Source organism: Streptomyces sp. NPDC059649, from assembly GCF_042734445.1.
Taxonomy (GTDB): Bacteria; Actinomycetota; Actinomycetes; order Streptomycetales; family Streptomycetaceae; genus Streptomyces.
Window position 1 is genome coordinate 86924 of record NZ_JBHWDV010000013.1, and the last position, 22330, is coordinate 109253.

Genomic DNA, 22330 nt, shown 5'->3' on the forward strand with positions numbered 1-22330 from the left:
GTTCGTGCAGCGTGATGAGGAAGCGTGATCCGTGGGGCGCAGTGAGACGAGGGAGTGTGCCGAGGCAGTGGGGTGACGTGAGAGGGGTGACCTGAGATGACCGGTCGCGGTCGGTGGCAGTCGCTCGCGGGACGCATCGTGGTCGTGACGGGGGCCGCCCGTGGGCTGGGGGAGTGTCTGACCCGGACGCTCGTTCGCCGCGGGGCGACGGTGGCGCTGGTCGGGCTGGAGGAGGACGGACTGGAGCGGCTCGCCGGGGCGCTCCCGGGCCGGGCCCAATACTGGTTTGCCGATGTCACCGATGAGGCCGCGCTGGCCGCCGTCGCCGACGGGGTGGAGCGGAGTCTCGGGCCGCCCTCCGTAGTGGTCGCCAACGCGGGGGTGGCGGCCGGCGGTCCCTTCCTGGAGTCCGACCCCGCCGTCTGGCGCCGGGTCATCGAGGTCAATCTCATCGGCAGTTCGCTCACCCTGCGGGCCTTTCTGCCCGGACTGTTCACCACCCGCGGCTACTTCCTGCAGATGGGCTCCCTGGCGAGCATCACCGCGGCGCCCATGATGTCGGCGTACTGCGCCTCCAAGTCGGGCGTCGAGGCGTTCGCCCACGCCATGCGGACAGAACTGGCGCACCGCGGCGTCGACGTCGGTGTCGCCTATTTGAGCTGGGCGGAGACCGACATGATCGACGCCGCGGTGCTGCGGGAGCTGCGGCTGCGGTTGCCGTGGCCGGCCGGGCGGATCTATTCGCCGCAGGCGGTCGCCGACCGGATCGTGCGCGGAATGGAGCGGCGGGCGCCGGCCGTCTACGCCCAGCCCTGGCTGCGCGCCGCGCAGCTCGCCCGGGCCGGGCTTCCGGCCGCCGTCACCCGTCTGTTCCGGGGCCAGGTGCCGGAGATCGCGGCCCGCGGCGACGTGACGGCCACCGGTCTGATCGGGGCCGGAGGGCGGGCGGACGATCTGGCCCGGACGGCCGCGGCCGGGCGGCTACCAGCGGTACCAGCGGGCGCGGCCGCCGCCGGCGCCGGTCGACCGCATCAGGAAGCCGAGCAGCCAGAAGACCAGCACGACGATGGCGGCGATCCACAGCGCCTTGAGGGCGAAGCCGGCGCCGAACAGCAGCAGCGCGAGGAGCAGGACGAGTAGCAGGGGTGCCATGAGTTCCTCCTGTCAGGGACGAGATGAGATGTCTGTGGTTGGGGGTGGGTCACGTCTGTCGTGGGATGGTGGACATCTGTCGCTGGTGAGGCTGGACATCTGTCATTGGTGGGGCGTGAAGAGATCTGTTGAAGGCCCGGCCGCTCAGGGTGAGTTCTGCGGAAGCAGTGAACCGAGGGGCCCGAGGTCGAGGTTGAGGTCGTCCATCGTGAGGCCGTAGCGGTCACACAGTTCCGACATCCGGTCGTGGAGGATCATCAGCGTCATCCCGACCCGCTCTTCCTGATCCTCCGTCAGATCTCCCTGGTCCGTGCGGTGCAGCGCGGTGCGTTCCATGAGTTGCCGCAGCAGCTCGACGATCGTCAGCACGAGCTTGATCAGATCGCGTTCAACCGTCTCCGGGTCGCTCTCCAGCCGCTGGGCGAGGGTCGCGGGCGCCGTCGGCCCGGTGGGGTCCTGCCTCATAAGGGGATGCCTCCTGGTGGATGGATGCCTCCTGGTGGGTGGATGCCTCCTGAAGGGATGCCTCCTGCCAAGGGAATGCCTCCTGTTGAGCGATCGAGTGGATGACGGCGCGGAGGCTGATCCGGACCAGGTCCACGTCGGCGATGGACAGCACCAGGTCGCCGGTGAGGACCGCGCCGCCGTTGAGGAGCCGGTCGAGGAGATCGATCAGGGCGATCTGCGGACCGGCGACTCCGGCGGGCCCGTCCGGTCCGGACGGGCCTCCGGTCGGTGCCGCGACCGCACCGTCCGTCATGCCGTGCCGCCTTCCGCCGGCGGGGCCGCGAAGGAGTACGGCGCCCACGGGCCGGTGATCTCGACCCGTACGCCGGCGTCGCTCTCGCTCAGACCGGCCAGCGCCTGGTGGAACTCCCGCACGCGGGTCCGGGGGACGAGATACGCCTCGTTGGCGACGTTCTCGCCCGGGCCGGAGGCCAGTTCGCCCTGCTGGGGGCGGTGGGCGACCACCCCCCGCGTGAGCGGGGCCACCGTGTCCCGGACCACGCCGGCCACCGTGCCCGCCGCGCGGTACGCGTCGTCCCGCCGGCGCCGCTGGTCCCGGCGCTGGCGCAGGTAGGCGCGGCCCGAGCCGGCCGACGGCGCGGCGGGGGCGGCTTCGACCTGTGCGCTCACCGGGTCCGCGTACACCTTCACCCCGAGCTCCGCGTGGCCGTCGAGCCAGCACAGCAACTCGTTGAATTCCGGGGCACGTTCGGACAACATTGCGTGTACCCGGGTGTCGTCGAGGTACACCGTCGCCAGCCGCATCGGCAACACCGTCGTCCGGGCGTGGGCCGCCTCGACGACCTCGTGGTGGGTGCGGGCCAGTGCCTCCAGTTCCGCCAGGTCCGCCATCCGCTCGGTGAGTCCGTCCGTGCCGAAGTCGTCGGCCGGGACGGAGGACACCAGGGCGGTGAGGCCGGACCCGGTGACGGTCCGCAGGGGTTCGGCGCGGAGTCCGGGCAGCTCGGCGGCCACCGCGTCGAGGTCGCCGCCGGCCCGTCCGACCGCGTAGACGTAGCTGTGCCACGGCCCGTTCACCGGTTCTCCTCCCTTCGCGGTTGCTGCTGCCGGCCGGCTTCTCGTCCGTCTTCCGTTTCCCCTGCGACCGCCGGCCGTTGGTCCCCGGTGGACAGGGGCCGGGCCGCGGGCGCATGGGCCCGGGAGGAGAGCGAGGGATCGTGCTCCCACCAGTCGATGCCCATCTCCTTGGCCTTGTCGACGGAGGCGACGAGCAACCGGAGCTTGATGGTCAGCAGCTCGATGTCGAGCAGATTGATCTGGATGTCGCCGGCGATGACCACGCCCTTGTCGAGGACGCGTTCCAGGATGTCGGCGAGATTGGCGGAGGAGCCGGGCCCGGCCCCCGGCCGGCCGTACGGGGACGGCGCGGGTGAGCCCCTCATGGGCGCGGCGGGTCCCCTCGGCCCGGTCAGCGGGTCGGACATGCGGTTCAGCCTCCTCGTGGTTGCGGCCGGCGGGCCTGGAGCCACTCCAGCCGGTCCAGCAGTTCGTCCTCGCGGGCGTCGAACTCCTCGGGCCCGATCCGGCCGTCCACCAACTCCCGTTCCAGTTCGGCGAGTTGCTCAAGGACCGGCTCGGGGTCGTAGAACTCGTGCTCCGCGGTGAGCAGTACCTGGTCGAGGACCCAGACCGTGCCCCGGAGCGGGGCGATCGGCAGGGTCAGCAGGTGGGTGAGCAGCCCCATCCGGACCTCCCTCCCGGTCGGCCTCCCGGTGCCGGGGCGCGGCCCGGGGGTGCGGTCAGACGAAGCTGTACGGCGGCAGCGGGCCGTAGAGCCGGAAGGTGTACCGGTCGCCGCGCCGTTGCGCCTCGGTGTGCACCGCCTGGGAGAAGACGGGGGCCTTCTCCCGCGCCACCAGGAACGAGGTGGTGAGGAAGTGGCTCTTGGTGGGTTCTCCGTCCTCGATGCGCACCGCGGCCGGTGCGAGCCGGGTCAGGATGTCCGTGCGCGCGCGTTCCTGGCGGGCCCGGACCTCTTGCGAGATCAGCTCGCCGAGCGCCAGTTTGTCGTCGTACGCCCCGGAGTCGTGCCGGGTCCGGTCGTTGAGCCGGCGCACCTCGGGGGACTCCTGCAGGATCTCCCGCAGCAGGTCCTCCTCGTCGCGCGTCACCTTGAGGTGGTACTCCCGGCACCCGGCCAGCTCCCCGAGCCGCTGGGTGTAGGTGTCGTGCTGCTCCTCCAGTACGGCGGCGACCTGCTCGTCGTCCGGACCGACCAGCCCGAAGCGCATCGGCAGACAGCTGCCGTCGGCCAGCAGGCGTTCCTGGACGTCCTGGTGGGCCGCCACGTCCCGGCGCTTGGCGCGCAGCTCCGCCGGGGCGTCGCTGACCACCGCGCACAGGTCCCGGGTCCGCACGGTGCGCAGCGGCGCCGCGGGGTTGCCGACCCCGCCGACGCCGGACAGCCGCAGCGGATGACCGGCGCCGGTGATGGCGTAGACGTATGTCGTCATGGCTCACTCCTCCCTGCGGGCGGTGCGGCGGCCGGCGGTCGACGACGTCTTGCGCGCCGGGCGCTTCTCGGTTTCCTCGGATTCCTCGTGGCCCTTGCGGAGGGATTCGCCGACCGCCTCGACGGCCCCCGCCAGCGCGCCTTTCGACTTTCCCTTGGCACCGCTCTCGGTGGCCTCGCCGACGAGATCGGTGAGCTGTTCGGGCGCCTTGCGGCCGGATTCGAGATCCAGCCTGTTGCACGCCTCCGCGAACCGCAGATAGGTGTCCACGCTCGCGACCACGACACGTACGTCGATCTTGAGTATTTCGATGCCGACGAGGGAGACCCGCACAAAGGCATCGATGACCAGCCCGCGGTCGAGAATGAGCTCCAGGACGTCGTACAGCGTGCCCGAGCCGCTGCCGCCGGCCGGTGTTGTCTGGGTCTGTTGCTGAATGGCAGTCACGGTCTTGTGTGTCCCTTCCAGTTGACTGGAGCGGGCCATGGCCGTGGGGGAATTGCGGGTGCGGGGCCGCGGCCCTAACGGTCGATCTGGCCCCGCCCGTAGCGGCGCATGCGCGCGTATTCCATGAGCTGGCCCTGCTCGTCGAGGCGGACGCGGTAGGACGCCATCACGCTCGCGGTGTCCGGGACCCTTTCGAGTTCCACCACTTCCACGTCCGCCAGCCAGCCGTCACCTGCGGCCTTCAGCGCGGACACCGAGCCGGGTGCGCAGTTGAGCATCTCGGCAAGTTGTCCGGCGGCGAGGCGCATTGCCGCGGGGGCGGCGATCCGGTCGGGTCCGCCGCTCGCCGTTTCCTTTTCGGTCGGCGCGAGGCTTTCCTCGTGTGCCGCGCCCGCTTCCGCCTTTTCCATGGTGCTTTCCTCGGTCGCCATGATCCCGCCTGTCGTGCGTCGTAGAGGTCATCTGCCGAAGGTGATTGCGTCGAACGACGGTTGGCCGTTCTGTGGCGATGAAAAGGCGGGTGCCCGCGAATGCCGGACGTATGCGCGAGCAGGAAAGTTCGCGGGGAGTCAGGCCGGGGTGACGGTGAAAAGGCCGCCGTCCGGGTCGCGGATCAGGGCCTGGGCGAGGGCGGGGTCGGCCGGCGGGGTCAGATGGGTGGCCTGGCCGCCCGCGGCGACGGCGGCCGCGGCGACCTTCTCGACGTCCTCGACGGGGAACTGGACGTGCCAGCGGGGCCGGATGTGCGGGTCGGGGGCGGCCTCCATGACGCCGCCGCGCACCGTGGCCACCACCTGGCTGCCGTCCCGCACCAGCACCTCACCGTGCTCGTAGGCGACCTCGAGGCCGCCGGGCTCCTCCGAGGCCCAGTCGAGCACCTCGGCATAGAAGATCGTGGCGTCGAAGGCGTCGCGGGTCCGCAGGTCCAGGTAGACGGGGGCGCTGCCGCGGCCGATGGCCCAGGCGGGGGTGTGGCCCTCCCAGACGCCGAAGATCGCGCCGTCCCGGTCCGCGGCGAGCGCCACCCGGCCGGCGCCGAGCCGCAGCGGGCCCACCGCGATGGTGGCGCCGCGCTCGCGGATCCGTCCCGCGGCGTCGTTCGCACTCGCGACCGCGAAGTACGGGGTCCAGGCCACCGACACCTGCCAGTCCGCGGCGAGCGCGCCGATCCCCGCGATCGGCCGTCCGTCGGTCAGCGCCACGGTGAACTCCTCGCCCAGCCCGCCGGGCCGGAAGGTCCAGCCCAGGACCTGGGAGTAGAAGTCCTGGGCACGCCGGAGGTCGTGGGTGGTCAGGCTCACCCAGCACGGGGTGCCGCGTACGGCGACGGCGGACGATGTGACCGGCATGGCGATGCGCCTCCTGGAACGGGTGCCACCGTCCACTCTGCCAGGACTTCGCGTCCGCATCCTTCTACGGCTCGGGTGACTGCGGCGCCCGGGGGGGTGACGGCCCGGTGCGGGGTGCCGGCGGCCGGCCGGGTCACGGCGGCCGCCGGCCGGCCGGTCACGGCTGCAACAGTGTCTTGATCATGCCGTCTTCCTTGGCCTGGAAGGTCTTGTACGCCTGCGGCCCGTCCTCCAGCGGCAGCTTGTGGGTGGCAAAGCCCTCGACGCCGAGCGGGTCCTCGTCGTTGAGCAGCGGCAGGATGTCGTCCACCCAGCGCCGCACGTTGGCCTGCCCCATCCGCAGCTGCACCTGCTTGTCGAACAGGGTGAGCAGCGGCAGCGGGTCCAGCGCGCCGCCGTAGACCCCGACCACGGAGATCGTGCCGCCCCGGCGGACCACGTCCACGGCGGCGTTGAAGGCCGCCATCCGGTCCACCCCGGCGCGCGCCATCAGCTTCTCCGCGAGCCGGTCCGGGAGCATCCCGATCATTTGTTGCGTGGCCTTCACCACGGGCGCCCCGTGGGCCTCCATGCCGACGGCCTCGATGACCACGTCCGCGCCGCGGCCGTCGGTGAGCCGGCGGACCTCGTCACCCAGGTCCCCGCCGAGCTCGTCGACGTCGAGGGTGTGCACGCCGCGGTCCCGGGCGCGGGCCAGCCGCTCGGGCACCAGGTCCACGCCGATCACCTGCCGGGCCCCGCGGTGCAGGGCGATCCGGGCGGCCATCTCGCCGATCGGGCCGAGGCCGAGGACCACGACATGGGCGTCCGGTGGCGGGTCCGCGTAGGCGACCGCCTGCCAGGCGGTGGGCAGGACGTCGGAGAGGTAGACGAACCGTTCGTCCGGGGGGCCGTGCGGGACCTTGACGGGCAGGGTGTTGCCGAAGGGCACCCGCAGGTATTCCGCCTGACCGCCCGGCACCTGGCCGTAGAGCTTGGTGTAGCCGAACAGCGAGCCACCCATGCCGTGTTCCCTGACCTGGGTGGTCTCGCACTGTGAGTGCAGGCCCCGGTCGCACATCCAGCAGGAGCCGCACGAGACGTTGAAGGGGACCACCACCCGGTCGCCGGGGGCGAGCGCGGTCACCTCGGGCCCCACCTCCTCGACCAGGCCCATCGGCTCGTGGCCGAGGATGTCGCCAGGCGTCAGATAGGGCCCCAGCACCTCGTAGAGGTGGAGGTCGGAACCGCAGATGCCGGTGGATGTGATCTTGACCAGGACGTCCGTCGGATCGATGATCTTCGGATCGGGGACGGTGTCGATGCGTACGTCCCGCTTGCCGTGCCACGTCAGTGCCCGCACCCTGTCCTCCTTCGCCGTAACCGGTCGGCAGGAACGGGTTCGTTTCGGCACGACCGATTCGTCTGACGGGTCATCACGCCGGTTTCCGGACGCTCCGGGATGACGTCGGCTTCCGCGACGCCATCGGCGGATCCACCTGCGCAGGCGGCAGGTGCGCGCCGCTCGGCGGAGCCGGCCGCTCAGCCCAGTCTCAGGCCGGCCTCCCGATCGCGCAAACGCCCGAACGGAGCACTCCCGGCGGCGCACACCGGGCGGCGGCCGTGACCGAGTGTGCCCGGTGACCACGGTCCGAGGCCCGCCACCGCCGGTCGTCGCGGCTGCGCGTCCGCGGGCGGTCCGGGGGACCATGGGAGGGGCGGCGATCGGCAGGCGGAGGGAGGGCCGGGATGTCCACAGCCGACCCCGTCGGCGCGGCGGGTGACTGGCCCCTCGGCGGAGTGCCGCAACGCAGCGGACTGCTGGACCTGCTCGGCGTCGCCGCGGTGGTCCTCGACGCCGAAGGCCGGATCGTGCTGTGGAGCCCGCAGGCCGAAACGCTCTTCGGCTACTCCGCGCAGGAGGCGCTGGGACAGTACGCCGGGCGGCTGCTGGTCCACGAGCGCCAGCTGGACCTGGTGGTCAGGCTGTTCACCGAGGTCATGGCGACCGGCCAGAGCTGGGCCGGGGCCTTTCCCGTCCGGCACAAGGACGGCAGCACCCGGCTGGTGGAGTTCCGCAACGTCCGGCTGCTGGACGACCGGGGGGACTACTACGCCCTGGGCATCGCCACCGACGAGGCCACCCTGAGCAAGGTCGAACGCGATGTGGCACTGTCCACCCGGCTGGTCTCGCAGTCCCCGATCGGGCTCGGCGTCCTCGACACCGATCTGCGGTACCTGGCCGTCAATCCCGCGCTGGAACGGATCGACGGGGTCTCCGCCCGGGAACACCTCGGCCGGTCGGTCCAGGAGGTGCTGCCGTTCATCCACACCGAGGCCCTGGAGACCGCGCTCCGGCGGGTGCTGGAGACCGGGCAGCCGCTGGTCGACGAGTACGTCGTGGGGCGCACCCTCGCCGACCCCGAGAACGAGCACGCCTGGTCGGTCTCGTTCTACCGGCTGGAGGATCCCGGCGGGCGGGTGCTCGGGGTGGCCGGGGTGATCGTGGACGTCACCGACCGGCACCGCGCGGCCGGGGAGGCGTCCCGCGCCCGGCGCCGGCTGGCCATGATCGCGGACGGTTCGGCGCGGATCGGCACCACGCTGGAGGTGGAACGGACCGCCCATGAGCTGGCCGAGGTCACCGTGCCCGAGCTCGCCGACGTGGCCACCGTGGACATCCTCGACTCCTTCCTGGACGACCGCCGCCCCGCCGGCACCAGCACCGGCACCCACCCGGCCGTCTTCCGGGCGCTCGCGGTGCACACCGCCTACCCCACCGAGGCGGCCGGCGCCGCCGACCCGCCCGGGCACCTCGCCAGCTACGGCGCCGACCGGCTGGTCACCCAGTGCGTACGCACCGGCCGCGCCATCCTCGTCCGCCACGTCGACGAGCGGTCCCTGGCCCGGATCGCCCGTGATCCGGAGGCCGCCGCGATCCTGGCCCGGGCCGGCATCCACAGCTACCTCGCGACCCCGCTGATCGCCCGCGGCGAGGTGCTCGGCGCGCTGGGCCTCACCCGCGCCCGCAACCCCGTCCCGTTCGACGAGGACGACCAGACCCTGGCCGCCGAACTGGCCGACCGGGCCGCCGTGAGCATGGACAACGCCCGGCTCTACCAGAGCCTGCGGAACACCGCCGTCACGCTCCAGCGCAGCCTGCTCCCGGACCGTCCGCCGCAGCGGGCCGGGCTGGAGATCGCCACCCGCTACCGGCCGGCCGGCACCACGAACGAGGTCGGCGGCGACTGGTTCGACGTGATCCCGCTCGCCGGGGACCAGACGGCGCTCGTGGTCGGTGACGTGATGGGCAGCGGCACCGAGGCCGCCACCACGATGGGCCGGCTGCGGACCGCCACCGGCACCCTGGCCGACCTGGACATGCCGCCGGCCGAGGTGCTGCGGCACGTCGACCGGATCACGGCCGGTCTGGAGCAGTACGCCACCTGCGTCTACGCCGTCCACGATCCGCACCACGCGGTCTGCCGGATCGCCGCCGCCGGGCACCTGCCACCGGTGCTGATCCACTCCGGCCGGCCGCCCGAACTCCTCGACCTGCCCACGGGCGTCCCGCTCGGCGTCGGCGGCGTCCCCTTCGAGGAGACCACCTTCGAGCTGCGCCCCGGCGACCGTCTGGTGCTGTACACCGACGGGCTGGTCGAGACCCGCCGGGACATGATCGACGAGCGCCTGGACCGTCTGCTGAGTCTCCTGGACCGCCCGGACCCGTCCCTGGAGGACACCTGCGACCGGCTGCTGGAGGCGCTGCGCGACCCGGACGACGCCGATGACGTCGCCCTGCTCATCGCCCGCGCCCGGCCCGGACCGCCCGGCCCCGGAGCGGGCGGCTGAGAATTCCTCCGCCGCATTTCCATGCCTGTCCGAGGTAAGGACGAAGGTAAGGACGTGCCCGTCCGAGGTAAGGGAACCGGATGCGGCATCCGGCGCAATTCCCGCCGGTCGAGGCGTTAGCCGGGACGGTGCCGGGGAACCCGTTCTGGTGGCCGAAGGGCGGACGCGCGCACATGGGCGAGAGGTACGACCATGGGACACGGCGGAGATGTCATCACCGAGCTGGCCGCGGACCATCGGGAGATGGCCGTGCTGTTCGAGCAGATCGAGGCGGCGGTCCCGGCGGCCGCGACACGCAAAAGGCTGCTCGACCGGCTGACGATCGAACTCGTCCGGCATTCCGTCGCCGAGGAGCAATACCTCTACCCCGCGGTGCGCGAGAAGCTGCCGAACGGCGCCGCACTGGCCGACAAGGAAATCACCGACCACCAACGGGTGGAAGGGCTGCTGAAAGACCTGGAACGGCTCGACGCGGAAGACCGGGCGTTCAACGAGTTGTTCGTGAAACTCCGCACGGAGGTCCGGGCGCACATCCGGGACGAGGAGGGCGAACTGTTCGCCCGATTGCGTGAGGTGTGCCTTCCCGGGGAACTCGAAGCGCTCGGGGAGAAGGTCCGGGCGGCCAAGAAGCGCGCGCCCACCCGGCCGCACCCCGGCGCCCCCGACGCCCCGCCGGCGAACAAACTGCTCGGCCCGGGCCTCGGGCTGGTGGACCGCGCCCGGGACCTGCTCACCGGCCGCGGCGGTGGCCCGGGCTGATCCGCCGGATCCCCCCCCGGGTCCGTCCGGCCCGGCCGTCCGCGGGACGTCCGGGCCTTTCGCAGGGCAGAAACGGCAGAAGGTGGTTATGGACCAGCGAGCGGAAACGACGCCGGACGAGCGGGCGGACGGCTCACCGGAGACCTTTCCCGCCGCGCGGACCGGTGCCCTGGAAAAGGCGCTGCGCGAGCGGGTCGACGGTGAGGTGCGGTTCGACGCGGGCAGCCGCGGCGCCTATGCCACGGACGGCTCCAACTACCGGCAGGTGCCGATCGGCGTGGTCGTTCCGCGGCACGTCGATGCCGGGGCGGCCGCGGTCGAGGTGTGCGCGGAATTCGGTGCGCCGGTGCTCTCCCGGGGCGGCGGCACCAGCCTCGGCGGACAGTGCACCAACACCGCCGTGGTCATCGACTGGACGAAATACTGCAACCGCCTGGTATCGGTGGACGCCGCCCGCCGCCGGTGCGTCGTCGAACCGGGCATCGTGCTGGACGAACTCAACCGGCAACTGGCCGGGGAGAAACTGAAGTTCGGCCCGAAGCCCGCCACCCACAGCCATTGTTCGCTGGGCGGAATGATCGGCAACAATTCCTGTGGCGCCTCGGCCCAGGCGTACGGAAAGACCGTCGACAATGTGCGGCGGCTGGAGATCCTCACCTATGACGGCCTCCGGATGTGGGTGGGGCCCACCTCACCGGAGGAATACGCGGAAATCCAGGCGGAAGGCGGCCGGCGGGCGGACATCTACCGGGGACTGCGGGAGCTCGCCGACCGGTGTCTCGGCGACATCCGGCGGGGATTTCCCGACATTCCGCGGCGGGTGTCCGGCTACAACCTGGACTCGCTGCTGCCCGAGAACGGCTTCGACCTCGCCCGCGCGCTGGTGGGCAGCGAGGGCACCCTGGTGACCGTCCTGCACGCCGAACTCGACCTGGTGCCGGTGCCGCCCTGCGAGGCCATGGTGGTGCTCGGCTACCCCGACATCTGCGCGGCCGCCGACGACGTACCGCGGCTGCTGGCACACGCCGACCCCACCCAACTGGAGGCCCTGGACGGGCGGATGGCGCAGCTGATGCGCGAGGAGCACGCCTACCTCGACTCCCTGGAGATCTTCCCGGAGGGCGACAGCTGGCTGCTGGTCCAGTTCACCGGCGACACCCGGGAGGACGTCGACGCCCGGTGCCACGATCTGCTCCGGGCGCTGGGCCGCAAGGAGAGCGATCCGACGGTGGCGTTCTCCGACGACCCGGCGCGCGAGGAGCGGATGCTCAAGGCGAGGGAGGCCGGGCTCGGGGTGACCGCGCGGCCGCCGGACGACCGGGAGACCTGGGAGGGCTGGGAGGACTCCGCGGTCCCGCCGGACAGGTTCGGGGACTATCTGCGCGATCTGAAGGCGCTGTTCGCCGAGTTCGACTACGACCATCCGTCGCTGTACGGCCACTTCGGCCAGGGCTGTGTGCACACCCGCATCCCGTTCGACCTCAAGAGCGCCCGGGGAGTGGCGGACTTCCGGGCCTTCCTGCACCGCGCGGCCGACCTCGTCGTCTCGTACGGCGGGTCGCTCTCCGGCGAGCACGGTGACGGGCAGGCGCGCGGCGAACTGCTCCCGAAGATGTTCGGGGAACGGCTCACCGGCGCCTTCGGCGAGATGAAGGCGCTCTTCGACCCGGACGACCGGATGAACCCCGGCAAGGTCGTGCGCCCGCACCGGGCCGACGACCATCTCCGGCTCGGCCCGGCCTGGCGGCCCGAGACCCACCGCACCCACTTCGGCTACCCCGACGATGAACACTCCTTCACCCGCGGGGTGATGCGCTGCGTCGGCATCGGCAACTGCCGTAGCCACGCCGGCGGGGTGATGTGTCCCTCGTACCGGGCCACGGGCGAGGAGGAGCACTCCACCCGCGGGCGGGCCCGGCTGCTGTTCGAGATGCTGAACGGGCACGCCGACTCGGCGATCACCGACGGCTGGCGGTCCACCGAGGTCCGCGACGCACTCGATCTTTGCCTGGCCTGCAAGGGCTGCAAGTCCGACTGCCCCACCGGCGTCGACATGGCCACCTACAAGGCCGAGTTCCTCGCCCACCACTACGCCGGCCGGCTGCGCCCGGCCGCCCACTACGCCCTGGGCTGGCTGCCGCTGTGGGCGAAGCTGGCGCGCGGCGCGCCCCGGCTGGTCAACGCGGCGCTGCGGGCACCCGTACTGTCCCGGCTGGGAAAGCGCGCCGCCGGGGTGGCCACCGAGCGGACCGCGCCGGCCTTCGCCGAGGAGTCGTTCACCGAATGGTGGGCGGCCCGCGACCGCCCGCAGCCGGACCCCGGGGACGCCCGGACGGTGCTGCTGTGGCCGGACACCTTCAGCAACCACCTCCACCCGAACGTCGCCAAGGCGGCGGTGCGGGTCCTGGAGGACGCCGGTTTCCGGGTCGCGGTGCCGCCGGGGACCGTCTGCTGCGGACTGACGTGGATCTCGACCGGGCAGCTGACGACCGCCGGGCGGGTGCTGCGCCGCACCGTCGACGCGCTCCGGCCGTGGATCGAGGCCGGCACGCCGGTCATCGGCCTGGAGCCGTCCTGCACCGCGGTGTTCCGTGCCGACGCCCCCGAGCTGTTCCCCGCGGACCAGGATGTCCAGCGGCTGGCCCGGCAGTTCCGCACGTTCGCCGAACAGCTCGTCCACCACGCCCCGGAGGACTGGCGGCCGCCGCGGCTCGACCGGCCGGCGACCGTGCAGACCCACTGCCACCAGCACGCTGTCCTGGGGAACGACGCGGACCGGGAGCTGATGCGCCGGGCCGGGCTGGACGCGGACGTCCTGGACGTCGGCTGCTGCGGACTGGCCGGCAACTTCGGCTTCGAACGCGGCCACCATCAGGTCTCCATGACCGTCGCCGAACAGGGCCTGCTGCCCGCCGTCCGCGCCGCCGACCCCGCCGCCCCGGTGCTCGCCGACGGCTTCAGCTGCCGCACCCAGATCGCCGACGGCGGCACCGGCCGGGGCGCGCTCCACCTGGCCGAGGCACTGGCGCTCGGCCTCGACGGTCCGCTGCCCGCCGACCGCCCCGAACAGGCCGCCGACCGGCCGCGGGTCCCCGCCCGGGACGCCCACCTGGTCACCGCCGGCGCCGCCCTGGCAGGCCTCGGGGCTTTGGCCGCCGGGGTGACCGCCGCACTCAACCGACGAGAGAAGAGGAACGTCCGTGTCGACCAAGGTCTCTGACCACATCCTTGCCCGCCTGCGCGACTGGGACGTCGAGCATGTCTTCGCCTACGCCGGCGACGGCATCAACGGGCTGCTCGCCGCCTGGGAACGCGCCGACAACAAGCCGAGGTTCATCCAGGCCCGGCACGAGGAGATGGCCGCCTTCCAGGCCGTCGGGTACGCCAAGTTCTCCGGCCGCGTCGGGGTCTGCGCGGCGACCTCCGGTCCCGGCGCCATCCACCTGCTCAACGGCCTCTACGACGCCAAGCTCGACCACGTCCCCGTGGTGGCGATCGTCGGGCAGACCAACCGCAGCGCCATGGGCGGCTCCTACCAGCAGGAAGTCGATCTGCAGAGCCTCTACAAGGACGTCGCCTCCGACTTCTGCGAAATGGTGACCGTCCCCGAGCAACTGCCCAACGCCATCGACCGGGCCATCCGCACCGCCTACGGCCGGCGGACCGTGACCGCCGTGATCGTCCCCGCCGACGTGCAGGAACTGGACTACTCGCCGCCCACCCACGCCTTCAAGATGGTTCCCTCCAGCCTCGGTCTCGCCTCCTACGCGCCGGTGCCCACCGAGGACGACCTCGCCCGCGCCGCGGAGGTCCTCAACGCCGGTGAGAAGGTCGCCGTCCTGATCGGGCAGGGCGCCCGCGGGGCCCGCGCCGAGGTGGAGCGGCTCGCCGACGTGCTCGGTGCCGGGGTGGCCAAGGCGCTGCTCGGCAAGGACGCGCTGCCCGACGACCTGCCGTACGTCACCGGCGCCATCGGGCTGCTGGGGACCCGCCCGTCGTACGAGCTGATGCGGGACTGCGACACCCTGCTGGTGGTCGGATCCAGCTTCCCCTACACCCAGTTCATGCCGGAGCTGGACCAGGCCCGGGCGGTGCAGATCGACATCGACCCGCACATGGTCGGGATGCGCTACCCCTTCGAGGTCAACCTCGTCGGGGACGCCAAGGCGACGCTGCAACGGCTGCTGCCGCAGCTGAAGACCAAGAAGCACGGCAACTGGCGGAAGAAGATCGAGAAGGACACCGCCCGCTGGTGGGAGGTGATGGAGCGGCGGGCCGCCGTCGAGGCCGACCCGATCAACCCCGAGTACGTCATCCACGCCCTCGACGCGCTGCTGCCCGACGACGTCATCCTCGCCGCGGATTCCGGCTCGTCCGCCAACTGGTACGCCCGCCACCTGCGGATCCGCGGCACGATGCGGGGCTCGCTCTCCGGGACGCTGGCGACCATGGGCCCCGGCGTGCCGTACGTCATCGGGGCGAAGTTCGCCCACCCCGAGCGGCCGGCGATCGCCCTCGTCGGGGACGGCGCGATGCAGATGAACGGGATGGCCGAGCTGATCACCGCCGGCAAGTACTGGTCGGAGTGGCAGGACCCGCGGCTGATCGTCGCCGTGCTCAACAACCAGGACCTCAACCAGGTGACCTGGGAGATGCGCGCCATGTCCGGCGCCCCGCAGTTCCTGCCCTCGCAGGCGATCCCGGACGTGCCCTACGCCGACTTCGCCCGCTCCATCGGCCTGGACGGCGTCCGGGTGGAGAAGCCCGGCGAGGTGGTGGACGCCTGGCGCAAGGCGCTCGCCGCCGACCGGCCGTTCGTCATCGACTTCCGTACCGACCCGGCCGTCCCGCCGATCCCGCCGCACGCCAGCCTCGACCAGATCGAGGCCGCGGCCACCGCCATCCTCAAGGGCGACAGCGACCGCGCCGCGATGGTCAAACAGGGCCTCAAGGCGAAGGTCCAGGAGATGCTCCCGGGCGGCAAGCACCGGCACGGCCGGCCCGGCAGCAAGGACTGACGGTGCGTCAGCCAACGGGCGACGGTGACCCGGTCGTCGACGCCGTCGAGGCGGCCGCCTACACCGTCCCCACCGACGCCCCCGAAGCCGACGGCACCCTGGAGTGGCACGAGACCACCCTGGTCGTGGTGGAGCTCCGCTCCGGCGGCGCCACCGGCCTCGGTTACACCTACGGCGCGCCCCAGACGGCTGCCGTCGTCCGTGACGTACTGGCCCAGGCGGTGCGCGGCGCCTCCGTCTGGGACGTGCCCCGGGCCAACGAGGCGATGTCCCGGGCGGTGCGCAACGCCGGCCGGCCGGGCCTGATCGCCGGTGCGATCTCCGCCGTCGACATCGCCCTGTGGGATCTCAAGGCCCGGCTGCTCGACCTCCCGCTCGTCCGGCTGCTCGGCGCGGCCGGCAGAAAGGTGCCCGTCTACGGCAGCGGCGGATTCACCACCTATGACGCCCAGGCGCAGGACCGGCAGTTGCGCGCCTGGGTGGAGGAGCAGGGACTGCCCCGGGTCAAGATCAAGATCGGCGAGTCCTGGGGCCGGGCCGAGGGCCGCGACCGGGACCGCATCGCCCGGGCCCGGGCCAGCATCGGCCCCACCACCGAGCTGTACGTCGACGCCAACGGCGGCTACACCGTCAAACAGGCCGTCCGGCTCGCCGACGACCTCGCCCGGCACGGCGTCACCTGGTTCGAGGAGCCGGTCTCCTCCGACGACCTGACGGGCCTGGCGCAGGTACGGGACGCGGTGCCGGCCGAGGTCACCGCCGGCGAATACGGCTACGCCCTGCCGTACTTCGCGCACATGCTGGACGCCCGCGCGGTGGACTGCCTGCAGGCCGACGCCACCCGCTGCGGCGGCCTCACGGTCTGGCTGCGCGCCGCCGCGCTCGCCGAGGCCCGCGGCCTGGCGCTCTCCGCGCACTGCGCACCCCACGTCCACGCGCACGCCGCCGCGTCGATCCCCAACCTGCGCCACCTGGAGTGGTTCCACGACCACGTCCGCATCGAGAACCTGCTGTTCGACGGCGCCCTCGACCCGTCGGGCGGCAGCGTGACACCCGGCGCCGACGGAGCACCGGGACACGGGCTGACCCTGCGCACCGCGGACGCCGAACCGTACCGGGCCGGCTGAGGAGGACCACGGACATGGCACAGACCGTCGTCATCACGGGAGCCAGCGCCGGCATCGGCCGCGCCACCGCCCGGCTGTTCGGCGACCGGGGCGCCGACGTGGCGCTGGTGGCCCGCGGCCGGGCCGGTCTCGAAGCGGCCGCCGCGGAGGTCGAACGGGCCGGCGGCCGGGCCCTGGTACTGCCCACCGACGTCGCCGACCCTGCGCAGGTGGAGGCCGCGGCCCAGGCCGCCGAGGACGCCTTCGGCCCGCTCGACATCTGGGTCAACGACGCCTTCACCTCGGTCTTCGCGCCGTTCACCGAGATCGAGCCGGACGAATTCCGCCGGGTCACCGAGGTCACCTACCTCGGCTTCGTGCACGGCACCCGGGCCGCCCTGCGCCGGATGCTCCCCCGCGACGCCGGCACGGTCGTCCAGGTCGGCTCGGCGCTCGGCTACCGGTCCGTACCGCTGCAGTCCGCGTACTGCGGCGCCAAGCACGCCATCAACGGCTTCACCTCCGCCGTGCGCACCGAACTGCTGCACCGGGGCAGCAAGGTCCGGATCACCGTGGTCCAGATGCCCGCGGTCAACACCCCGCAGTTCTCCTGGGTGTTGTCCCGACTGCCCGGCCACCCTTCCCCGGTGCCGCCGATCTACCAGCCGGAGGTCGCGGCCCGCGCGGTCGTGCACGCCGCGGCCCACCCGCGCCGCAAGCAGTACTACGTCGGCGCCTCCACCGCGGCCACGATCTGGGCCGAGAAGATCGCCCCCGGCCTCCTCGACCGCTATCTCGCCCGCACCGGCTACGACTCCCAGCAGACCGACCGGGCCCCGTCCACCGCCCGGGACGTGAACCTGTGGCAGCCGGCGGACGACACCGCGGGCAGCGACCACGGTGCCCACGGCATCTTCGACACCCAGGCCAAGGCGCACTCCGCCCAGGCGGCCCTCGCCCGGCACCCCGCCCTGACCACGGGCGCGGTCACCGCCGCGGCGCTCGGCGCGCTGTCCCTGCTGCGGTCACGGGGGCGCCGCGCCGGGCGGTAGGGGCCGGCGGGAGGCACCTCCCGTGGGGCGCCTACAGCAGCTCCCGCGGCAGCGTCTCGTTCCAGGTGCGGGAGAACACCCGGCGGTCGTTCTCGAAGCCGTCCAGGGTGGCGTCCACGAGGAACTCCGTCTCGCTGCACCGGAGGACGGTGCGGGTCTCCACCCGGACCTCCCAGCCGTCGCGCCGGAACCGCGTGGTCCAGGCCGCCTCACCCCGGGCGGACGTGAAGTCGTCGGCCACCGCCGTGTACCGCTCGTGGGCCCGGATCCCGACGTCCAGCCCGATGCCCTCGTAGCGCACCGTCCCGCGGTCCTTGACGATCTCCAGCTCGGAGCGGTAGTCGACCAGGTCCCGCTTGACCTCCCAGCGCTGTTCCGGTGCCGTCAGCTGGGTGGTGGCGAGCGGCGGGGTGGCCTCCGGCTCCCCGAACGGCCCGTCCGGGACCAGCTCGGACGCGCGCACCGGGCGCACCGGCAGGGTCAGACTGCTGGTGCCCTCGTACACGGTCAGCCGCACCGGCCGGGGCGGCGGCCAGGCCAGCGGCCAGTACGACGTGGACAGGGACAGCCGGATGCGGTGGCCGGGCGGGAACGCCTGGGCGACACCGTTGAGTTCCACCGTGGCCCGGCACCGGCCGCCCGGCTCCAGCGGCTCCGGCGTGCCGATCCCGTTGCGGTGGGTCAGGTTCAGCAGGCCGTAGGTGACCCGGGTGGCGGCGCCGTCCGGGCTCACGTCGGAGAGCCGGGCGGCCACCATGGCCACCGGCTCGTCGACCGAGAAGTCCAGCTCCACCGTGGGGGAACCCAGGATCTCCACCCGCTCGCTGAGCGCCCCGGTCTCGAAGACCAGCGAGCCGCCGTCCTCCTCCCGCTGGTCGTAGGGCAGGTCCGGGGGAGCGTTGTACGAGGCCCACTTCCCGGCGAACTGGCCGACGGACAGCGGAGACCGGACGGTCAGCGTGGCCTCGTCCGGCGTCCGGTCACCGGGCCCCGCCTCCTCCGGCGGATCGATGCGGTGCCGGCGCAGCGGGTGGCACACCGGCCGGACGTGCGGGGACGGCCAGTCCGGCTCGCCCACCCAGCGGCCCGGCCGCTCCTCGTACGACGTCGAGGGCGGCACGCTGTCCTGCATCCAGGTGCGCAGCATCGGGCCGTCCATCACCCCGTTGTCGACGCCCTTGAGCCAGTGGTCCCACCACCGCACCACCTCCTGCAGATAGCCGATGGCCGGACCGGGCTCGCCCAGGTGCGGGTACTTGTGCGACCAGGGGCCGATCAGTCCCTTGCGCGGGACGTCCAGGTGGGCCAGCAGTCGGGTCACGGCGTTGGAATAGCCGTCCGCCCAGCCGCTGGAGGCAAGCACCGGGCAGCGCACGGCCGTGTAGTCCTCGCTGACCGAGGCGTGCCGCCAGTAGTCGTCGCGGTGCTGATGCCGCAGCCATTCCAGGACCCAGGGCCGGGTGTGCGCCAGCCGCTCGTGCCACATCTCCCGCCAGCGCGCGCCGACCACCGCGGGGTCCGGCGGGCAGGTCCCGTAGGCGAACATGGTGCCCGCCTCGGCCAGGCTGTCCGACAGCAGCGCACCGCCCATGTAGTGCATGTCGTCGGCGTACCGGTCGTCCGTGAAGGAGGCGATGACCAGGGCGCGCAGGCTCGGCGGCCGCCGGGCGGCGACCTGGAGGGCGGCGAACGCACCCCAGGAGATGCCCATCATGCCGGTGCTGCCGTCGCACCACGGCTGGGCGGCGAGCCAGGCCAGCACGTCCTCGGCGTCGGCCTGTTCCTGTTCCAGGTACTCGTCGATCAGCACCCCCTCCGACTCCCCGGTGCCCCGCAGGTCCACCCGGACGCAGGCATAGCCGTGCCCGGCGAGGTAGGGGTGGTGCATCGAGTCGCGTACGGAGCTGAGATCGCGCTTGCGGTACGGGATGTACTCCAGCACCGCCGGCACCGGCTCCCGGTCGGAGGAGACCGGGCGCCAGATCCGCGCCGACAGCCGGGTGCCGTCGGACACCGGCACCTCGACGTGCTCCTCCTCGGTCGTCGCACAGGGCAGTTCGGTGACGAAACGCATACGGCCGGCGCTCTCCTTTCGCGGCGGCGGGGCGGGCGGACGACGGGCTATCCGTCGCGCCCGCCGGGCGGGGGCGGGTCGAAGGTGAGGTCCAGGGCGGCCACACAGCGGTCGTAGGTGGCGCACAGCTCCTCCTCACTGTTCCCTCCGGTGAAGATGTGGGCCACTTCGTAGCTGTAGCTGTCCTGCTCCGGCAGCTCCGACAGCCGCTGTCCCTCCGCGGGCCGCAGGTCGATCCGCACGCCCGGGATCTCCCGTTCGATACGGGCGAGGTCCGCAGCGCTGGGCACATGGCGGACGATGCCGTCGGCGAACGTGCGGTAGTACCACTTGGCGGCCGTGCGGTAGCGGCCGGCACCGCTGGGCAGGGCGGGATCCAGGCCGAGGGCGAGGCGCACCATGCAGTGGTGGTTGGGCACCCCGTCGACGTCCTCGAAGAGTTCGGCGTGCGACTGGGAGTGCCGCGGATTGACCTCCAGCACGTTGATGTCCCCGGTCCGCGGGTCGTAGAAGTACTCGATGCTGAAGGTGGCGGCGTCCAGGCCGATCTGCCGGACGAGGCGCTTCGAGACGTCGTGCAGCCGCCGGACGACGGGCTCGGGGAGGGCGGAGGGGTACTGGTGGCGCAGGAAGGACGGCGTATCGGGGTAGTTGATGGAATCCAGCACGCCGTAAACGGTGACCTCGCCTTCGTGGACGTAGCCCTCCACGGCGGCCTGGAGCCCGGAGAGCCGTTCCTCGGCCAGACACACCTCGGCACCGACGTCCGCCATCTCCGGGGGCAATGACACCCGGTCGAGGATGTCCGCGAACGGCCGGCCCACCCGCCCGATTCCCGCCCGGATCTCCTCCACCGCACCACGGAATTCCTGCTGATCGCCCACCCCGAAAGCCAGCTCCGAGGAATACGCGAGCGCCGGCTTGAGCCACATCGGGAACCGGACCCCGTCCGGCGGCCGCGGATCGTCCGCGGCCAGGTCCACCCGGCCGAACCGCGGATGTTCCTCGATGGCCTTCTGCTGTTCCAGCCGGCACCAGTACTTGTGCTCACACTTGACGACCGATTCCAGGCTCGTGCAGCGGGTGCCGTAACGCTCGCCGAGGATCGGGACGAAGGTGCTCACCGGGAAATCCCAGAAACCGACGATGGCGTCGATACGGCCGTCGAAGGAATCCAGCTGGCGCTGCGCCTTTTCCAGCAGATCGGGCACGGACACCTCGCCGACCTGGAGTTCCTCCTGCTTCAGCAGCCGGTGGAACCGGTAGTCGCGGGCGCCGGGGAGTCTTTGCAGAATCGGGAGATTACCGTCGTCCAGGCCGATCACGAAGATGTTCCACATCACGCACCCTTACTCCGCGGGCTGGTGGCCGGGCTGTCCCGGGTACCCCCGCACGGCCGGAAGACACGGCGTTCCGGCTGTTTTACCCGCCGCGCCGCGGGCAGCTGGCGCAGCCGTCGTGGATTAACCCGACCGGCGGAGTCCGGCTCGCCCCCGCAGACCGTTCCCCGGACTCTGATCGAGGAGCCCCACCACTTCGGAACCAAGGCTAGGGAGTCCCATGGACACGGCACTTTCGCGGAATTGGCAACGCGCGGTGGTGACCGGTGGCGCGGGCTTCGTCGGCTCCCACCTCTGTACCGAATTGCTGGCGCGGGACACCGCCGTCATATGCATCGACGATTTCAGCACCGGACGGCCGGAGAACATATCCGCGCTGCGTGACCGTCCCGCTTTCACGGTCGTCGAGGCGAATGTCACCGAGCCGGTCCGGCTCGCCGCGGAGCCCGATCTGGTGCTGCACTTCGCGTCCCCGGCCTCGCCCGCCGACTACCTCAAACTCCCGCTGCACACCCTGGAGACCGGCAGCCTGGGCACCCGCAACATGCTCGCCCTGGCCCGGTCGGCCGGCGCCCGCTTCCTGCTGGCGTCCACCTCCGAGGTCTACGGCGATCCGCAGCAGCACCCGCAGAGCGAGGACTACTGGGGGAACGTCAACCCCGTGGGCCCGCGCAGCGTCTACGACGAGGCCAAGCGCTTCGGCGAGGCCCTCACCACCGCCGAGGCCGGGGCACACGGCACCGACACCGGCATCGTCCGGCTGTTCAACACCTACGGCCCCCGCATGCGCGGCCACGACGGACGCGCGGTGCCCACCTTCATCCGCCAGGCACTGGCCGGCGATCCGCTGACCGTCACCGGCGACGGCTGCCAGACCCGCTCGCTGTGCTACGTCGACGACACCGTCCGCGGCATCCTCGCGGCCGCCGCCTCCGACCTGCGCGGCCCGGTGAACCTGGGCAACCCGGCCGAGCTCAGCATGCTCGAACTCGCCCGGCTCATCATCGAGTTGAGCGACTCCCGGTCCTCCGTCCGGTTCATCGACCGGCCGACCGACGACCCGGCGGTGCGCTGCCCCGACATCACCCTGGCCCGCGGCAAGCTCCAGTGGGAGCCACGGGTGCCACCACGGGACGGCCTGGCCCGCACCATCGCCTGGTTCCGGGAGCAACAGGGCATCTGACCCCGCCGGAGTACCGGAGACCGAACCGCAGCCCCCGG

20 protein-coding genes and 1 pseudogene are annotated in these 22330 nt (G+C 72.2%); 8 read left to right on the plus strand and 13 right to left on the minus strand.

The genetic code is table 11. The annotated features are described in order from the left end of the window. Positions 1–96: 96 nt before the first annotated feature. Positions 97–897: pseudogene (locus ACFV1J_RS16810) on the plus strand (SDR family oxidoreductase); the annotation flags it as partial. 84 nt (positions 898–981) lie between these two features. On the opposite strand, the gene ACFV1J_RS16815 reads toward ACFV1J_RS16810, so the two are convergent. From ACFV1J_RS16815 to ACFV1J_RS16865, 11 genes are all read right to left on the minus strand, one after another. Further along, the gene (locus ACFV1J_RS16815) at positions 982–1152 is read right to left on the minus strand and encodes a hydrophobic protein (RefSeq protein WP_385858701.1); all 171 of its coding nucleotides are present in this window, start codon (positions 1150–1152) and stop codon (positions 982–984) included. 144 nt (positions 1153–1296) lie between these two features. Next, the gene (locus ACFV1J_RS16820) at positions 1297–1617 is read right to left on the minus strand and encodes a gas vesicle protein K (protein ID WP_385858703.1); all 321 of its coding nucleotides are present in this window, start codon (positions 1615–1617) and stop codon (positions 1297–1299) included. After that, complete coding sequence (locus ACFV1J_RS16825; RefSeq protein WP_385858705.1) at positions 1541–1912, minus strand: gas vesicle protein; 372 nt, start codon at positions 1910–1912, stop codon at positions 1541–1543. Before ACFV1J_RS16825 ends, ACFV1J_RS16820 begins: the two co-directional genes overlap by 77 nt. Then, a complete protein-coding gene (locus tag ACFV1J_RS16830) occupies positions 1909–2697 on the minus strand; it encodes a GvpL/GvpF family gas vesicle protein (RefSeq protein ID WP_385858707.1) in 789 nt (262 codons plus the stop codon). The genes ACFV1J_RS16825 and ACFV1J_RS16830 overlap by 4 nt, the downstream gene beginning before the upstream one ends. Then, positions 2694–3104, minus strand: coding sequence for a gas vesicle protein (locus ACFV1J_RS16835; RefSeq protein WP_385858709.1), 411 nt, complete (start codon positions 3102–3104; stop codon positions 2694–2696). The genes ACFV1J_RS16830 and ACFV1J_RS16835 overlap by 4 nt, the downstream gene beginning before the upstream one ends. 5 nt (positions 3105–3109) lie before the next feature. Continuing rightward, on the minus strand, positions 3110–3364 hold the full coding sequence (locus tag ACFV1J_RS16840; protein WP_385858710.1) for a gas vesicle protein GvpG: 255 nt from the start codon (positions 3362–3364) through the stop codon (positions 3110–3112). A 55-nt stretch (positions 3365–3419) separates the two neighbouring features. Then, positions 3420–4133: a GvpL/GvpF family gas vesicle protein gene (locus ACFV1J_RS16845; RefSeq protein WP_385858712.1), complete on the minus strand. Its 714-nt coding sequence runs from the start codon at positions 4131–4133 to the stop codon at positions 3420–3422. A 3-nt stretch (positions 4134–4136) separates the two neighbouring features. Next, a complete protein-coding gene (locus ACFV1J_RS16850; RefSeq protein ID WP_385858714.1) occupies positions 4137–4619 on the minus strand; it encodes a gas vesicle structural protein GvpA in 483 nt (160 codons plus the stop codon). Positions 4620–4654: 35 nt separating this feature from the next. Further along, entirely contained in the window at positions 4655–5011 is a 357-nt protein-coding gene (locus ACFV1J_RS16855; protein WP_385858716.1) for a gas vesicle protein, read from the minus strand. A gap of 138 nt (positions 5012–5149) precedes the next feature. After that, the gene (locus ACFV1J_RS16860) at positions 5150–5929 is read right to left on the minus strand and encodes a VOC family protein (RefSeq protein ID WP_385858718.1); all 780 of its coding nucleotides are present in this window, start codon (positions 5927–5929) and stop codon (positions 5150–5152) included. A gap of 157 nt (positions 5930–6086) precedes the next feature. Next, the gene (locus ACFV1J_RS16865; protein WP_385858720.1) at positions 6087–7271 is read right to left on the minus strand and encodes a zinc-dependent alcohol dehydrogenase; all 1185 of its coding nucleotides are present in this window, start codon (positions 7269–7271) and stop codon (positions 6087–6089) included. Between the two features lie 386 nt (positions 7272–7657). Here ACFV1J_RS16865 and ACFV1J_RS16870 point away from each other — a divergent pair, with 386 nt between their 5' ends. The 6 genes from ACFV1J_RS16870 (at position 7658) to ACFV1J_RS16895 (ending at position 17695) form a co-directional block, all read left to right on the plus strand. Continuing rightward, positions 7658–9760, plus strand: a complete 2103-nt coding sequence (locus tag ACFV1J_RS16870; RefSeq protein ID WP_385858722.1) for a SpoIIE family protein phosphatase — start codon at positions 7658–7660, stop codon at positions 9758–9760. A gap of 192 nt (positions 9761–9952) precedes the next feature. Beyond that, positions 9953–10519 (plus strand): hemerythrin domain-containing protein, encoded by a 567-nt coding sequence (locus tag ACFV1J_RS16875; protein ID WP_385858724.1) that lies wholly within the window; start codon positions 9953–9955, stop codon positions 10517–10519. Between the two features lie 88 nt (positions 10520–10607). Then, positions 10608–13739: an FAD-binding and (Fe-S)-binding domain-containing protein gene (locus ACFV1J_RS16880; protein ID WP_385858726.1), complete on the plus strand. Its 3132-nt coding sequence runs from the start codon at positions 10608–10610 to the stop codon at positions 13737–13739. Next, positions 13720–15537 carry a thiamine pyrophosphate-requiring protein gene (locus ACFV1J_RS16885; protein WP_385858728.1) on the plus strand — a complete coding sequence of 606 codons (1818 nt, stop codon included), beginning with the start codon at positions 13720–13722 and terminating at the stop codon, positions 15535–15537. Before ACFV1J_RS16880 ends, ACFV1J_RS16885 begins: the two co-directional genes overlap by 20 nt. A gap of 2 nt (positions 15538–15539) precedes the next feature. Next, on the plus strand, positions 15540–16664 hold the full coding sequence (locus ACFV1J_RS16890; protein ID WP_385858731.1) for an enolase C-terminal domain-like protein: 1125 nt from the start codon (positions 15540–15542) through the stop codon (positions 16662–16664). 14 nt (positions 16665–16678) lie between these two features. Continuing rightward, a complete protein-coding gene (locus ACFV1J_RS16895; protein WP_385858733.1) occupies positions 16679–17695 on the plus strand; it encodes an SDR family oxidoreductase in 1017 nt (338 codons plus the stop codon). Positions 17696–17726: 31 nt separating this feature from the next. On the opposite strand, the gene ACFV1J_RS16900 is transcribed toward ACFV1J_RS16895, so the two are convergent. Both ACFV1J_RS16900 and ACFV1J_RS16905 read right to left on the minus strand, forming a co-directional pair. Further along, positions 17727–19769 carry a CocE/NonD family hydrolase gene (locus ACFV1J_RS16900; protein ID WP_385858735.1) on the minus strand — a complete coding sequence of 681 codons (2043 nt, stop codon included), beginning with the start codon at positions 19767–19769 and terminating at the stop codon, positions 17727–17729. Positions 19770–19816: 47 nt separating this feature from the next. Beyond that, positions 19817–21109 (minus strand): acetyl-CoA carboxylase biotin carboxylase subunit family protein, encoded by a 1293-nt coding sequence (locus ACFV1J_RS16905; protein ID WP_385858737.1) that lies wholly within the window; start codon positions 21107–21109, stop codon positions 19817–19819. Positions 21110–21329: 220 nt separating this feature from the next. Here ACFV1J_RS16905 and ACFV1J_RS16910 point away from each other — a divergent pair, with 220 nt between their 5' ends. Continuing rightward, positions 21330–22292 carry an NAD-dependent epimerase/dehydratase family protein gene (locus ACFV1J_RS16910; RefSeq protein ID WP_385858739.1) on the plus strand — a complete coding sequence of 321 codons (963 nt, stop codon included), beginning with the start codon at positions 21330–21332 and terminating at the stop codon, positions 22290–22292. Positions 22293–22330 lie beyond the last annotated feature (38 nt).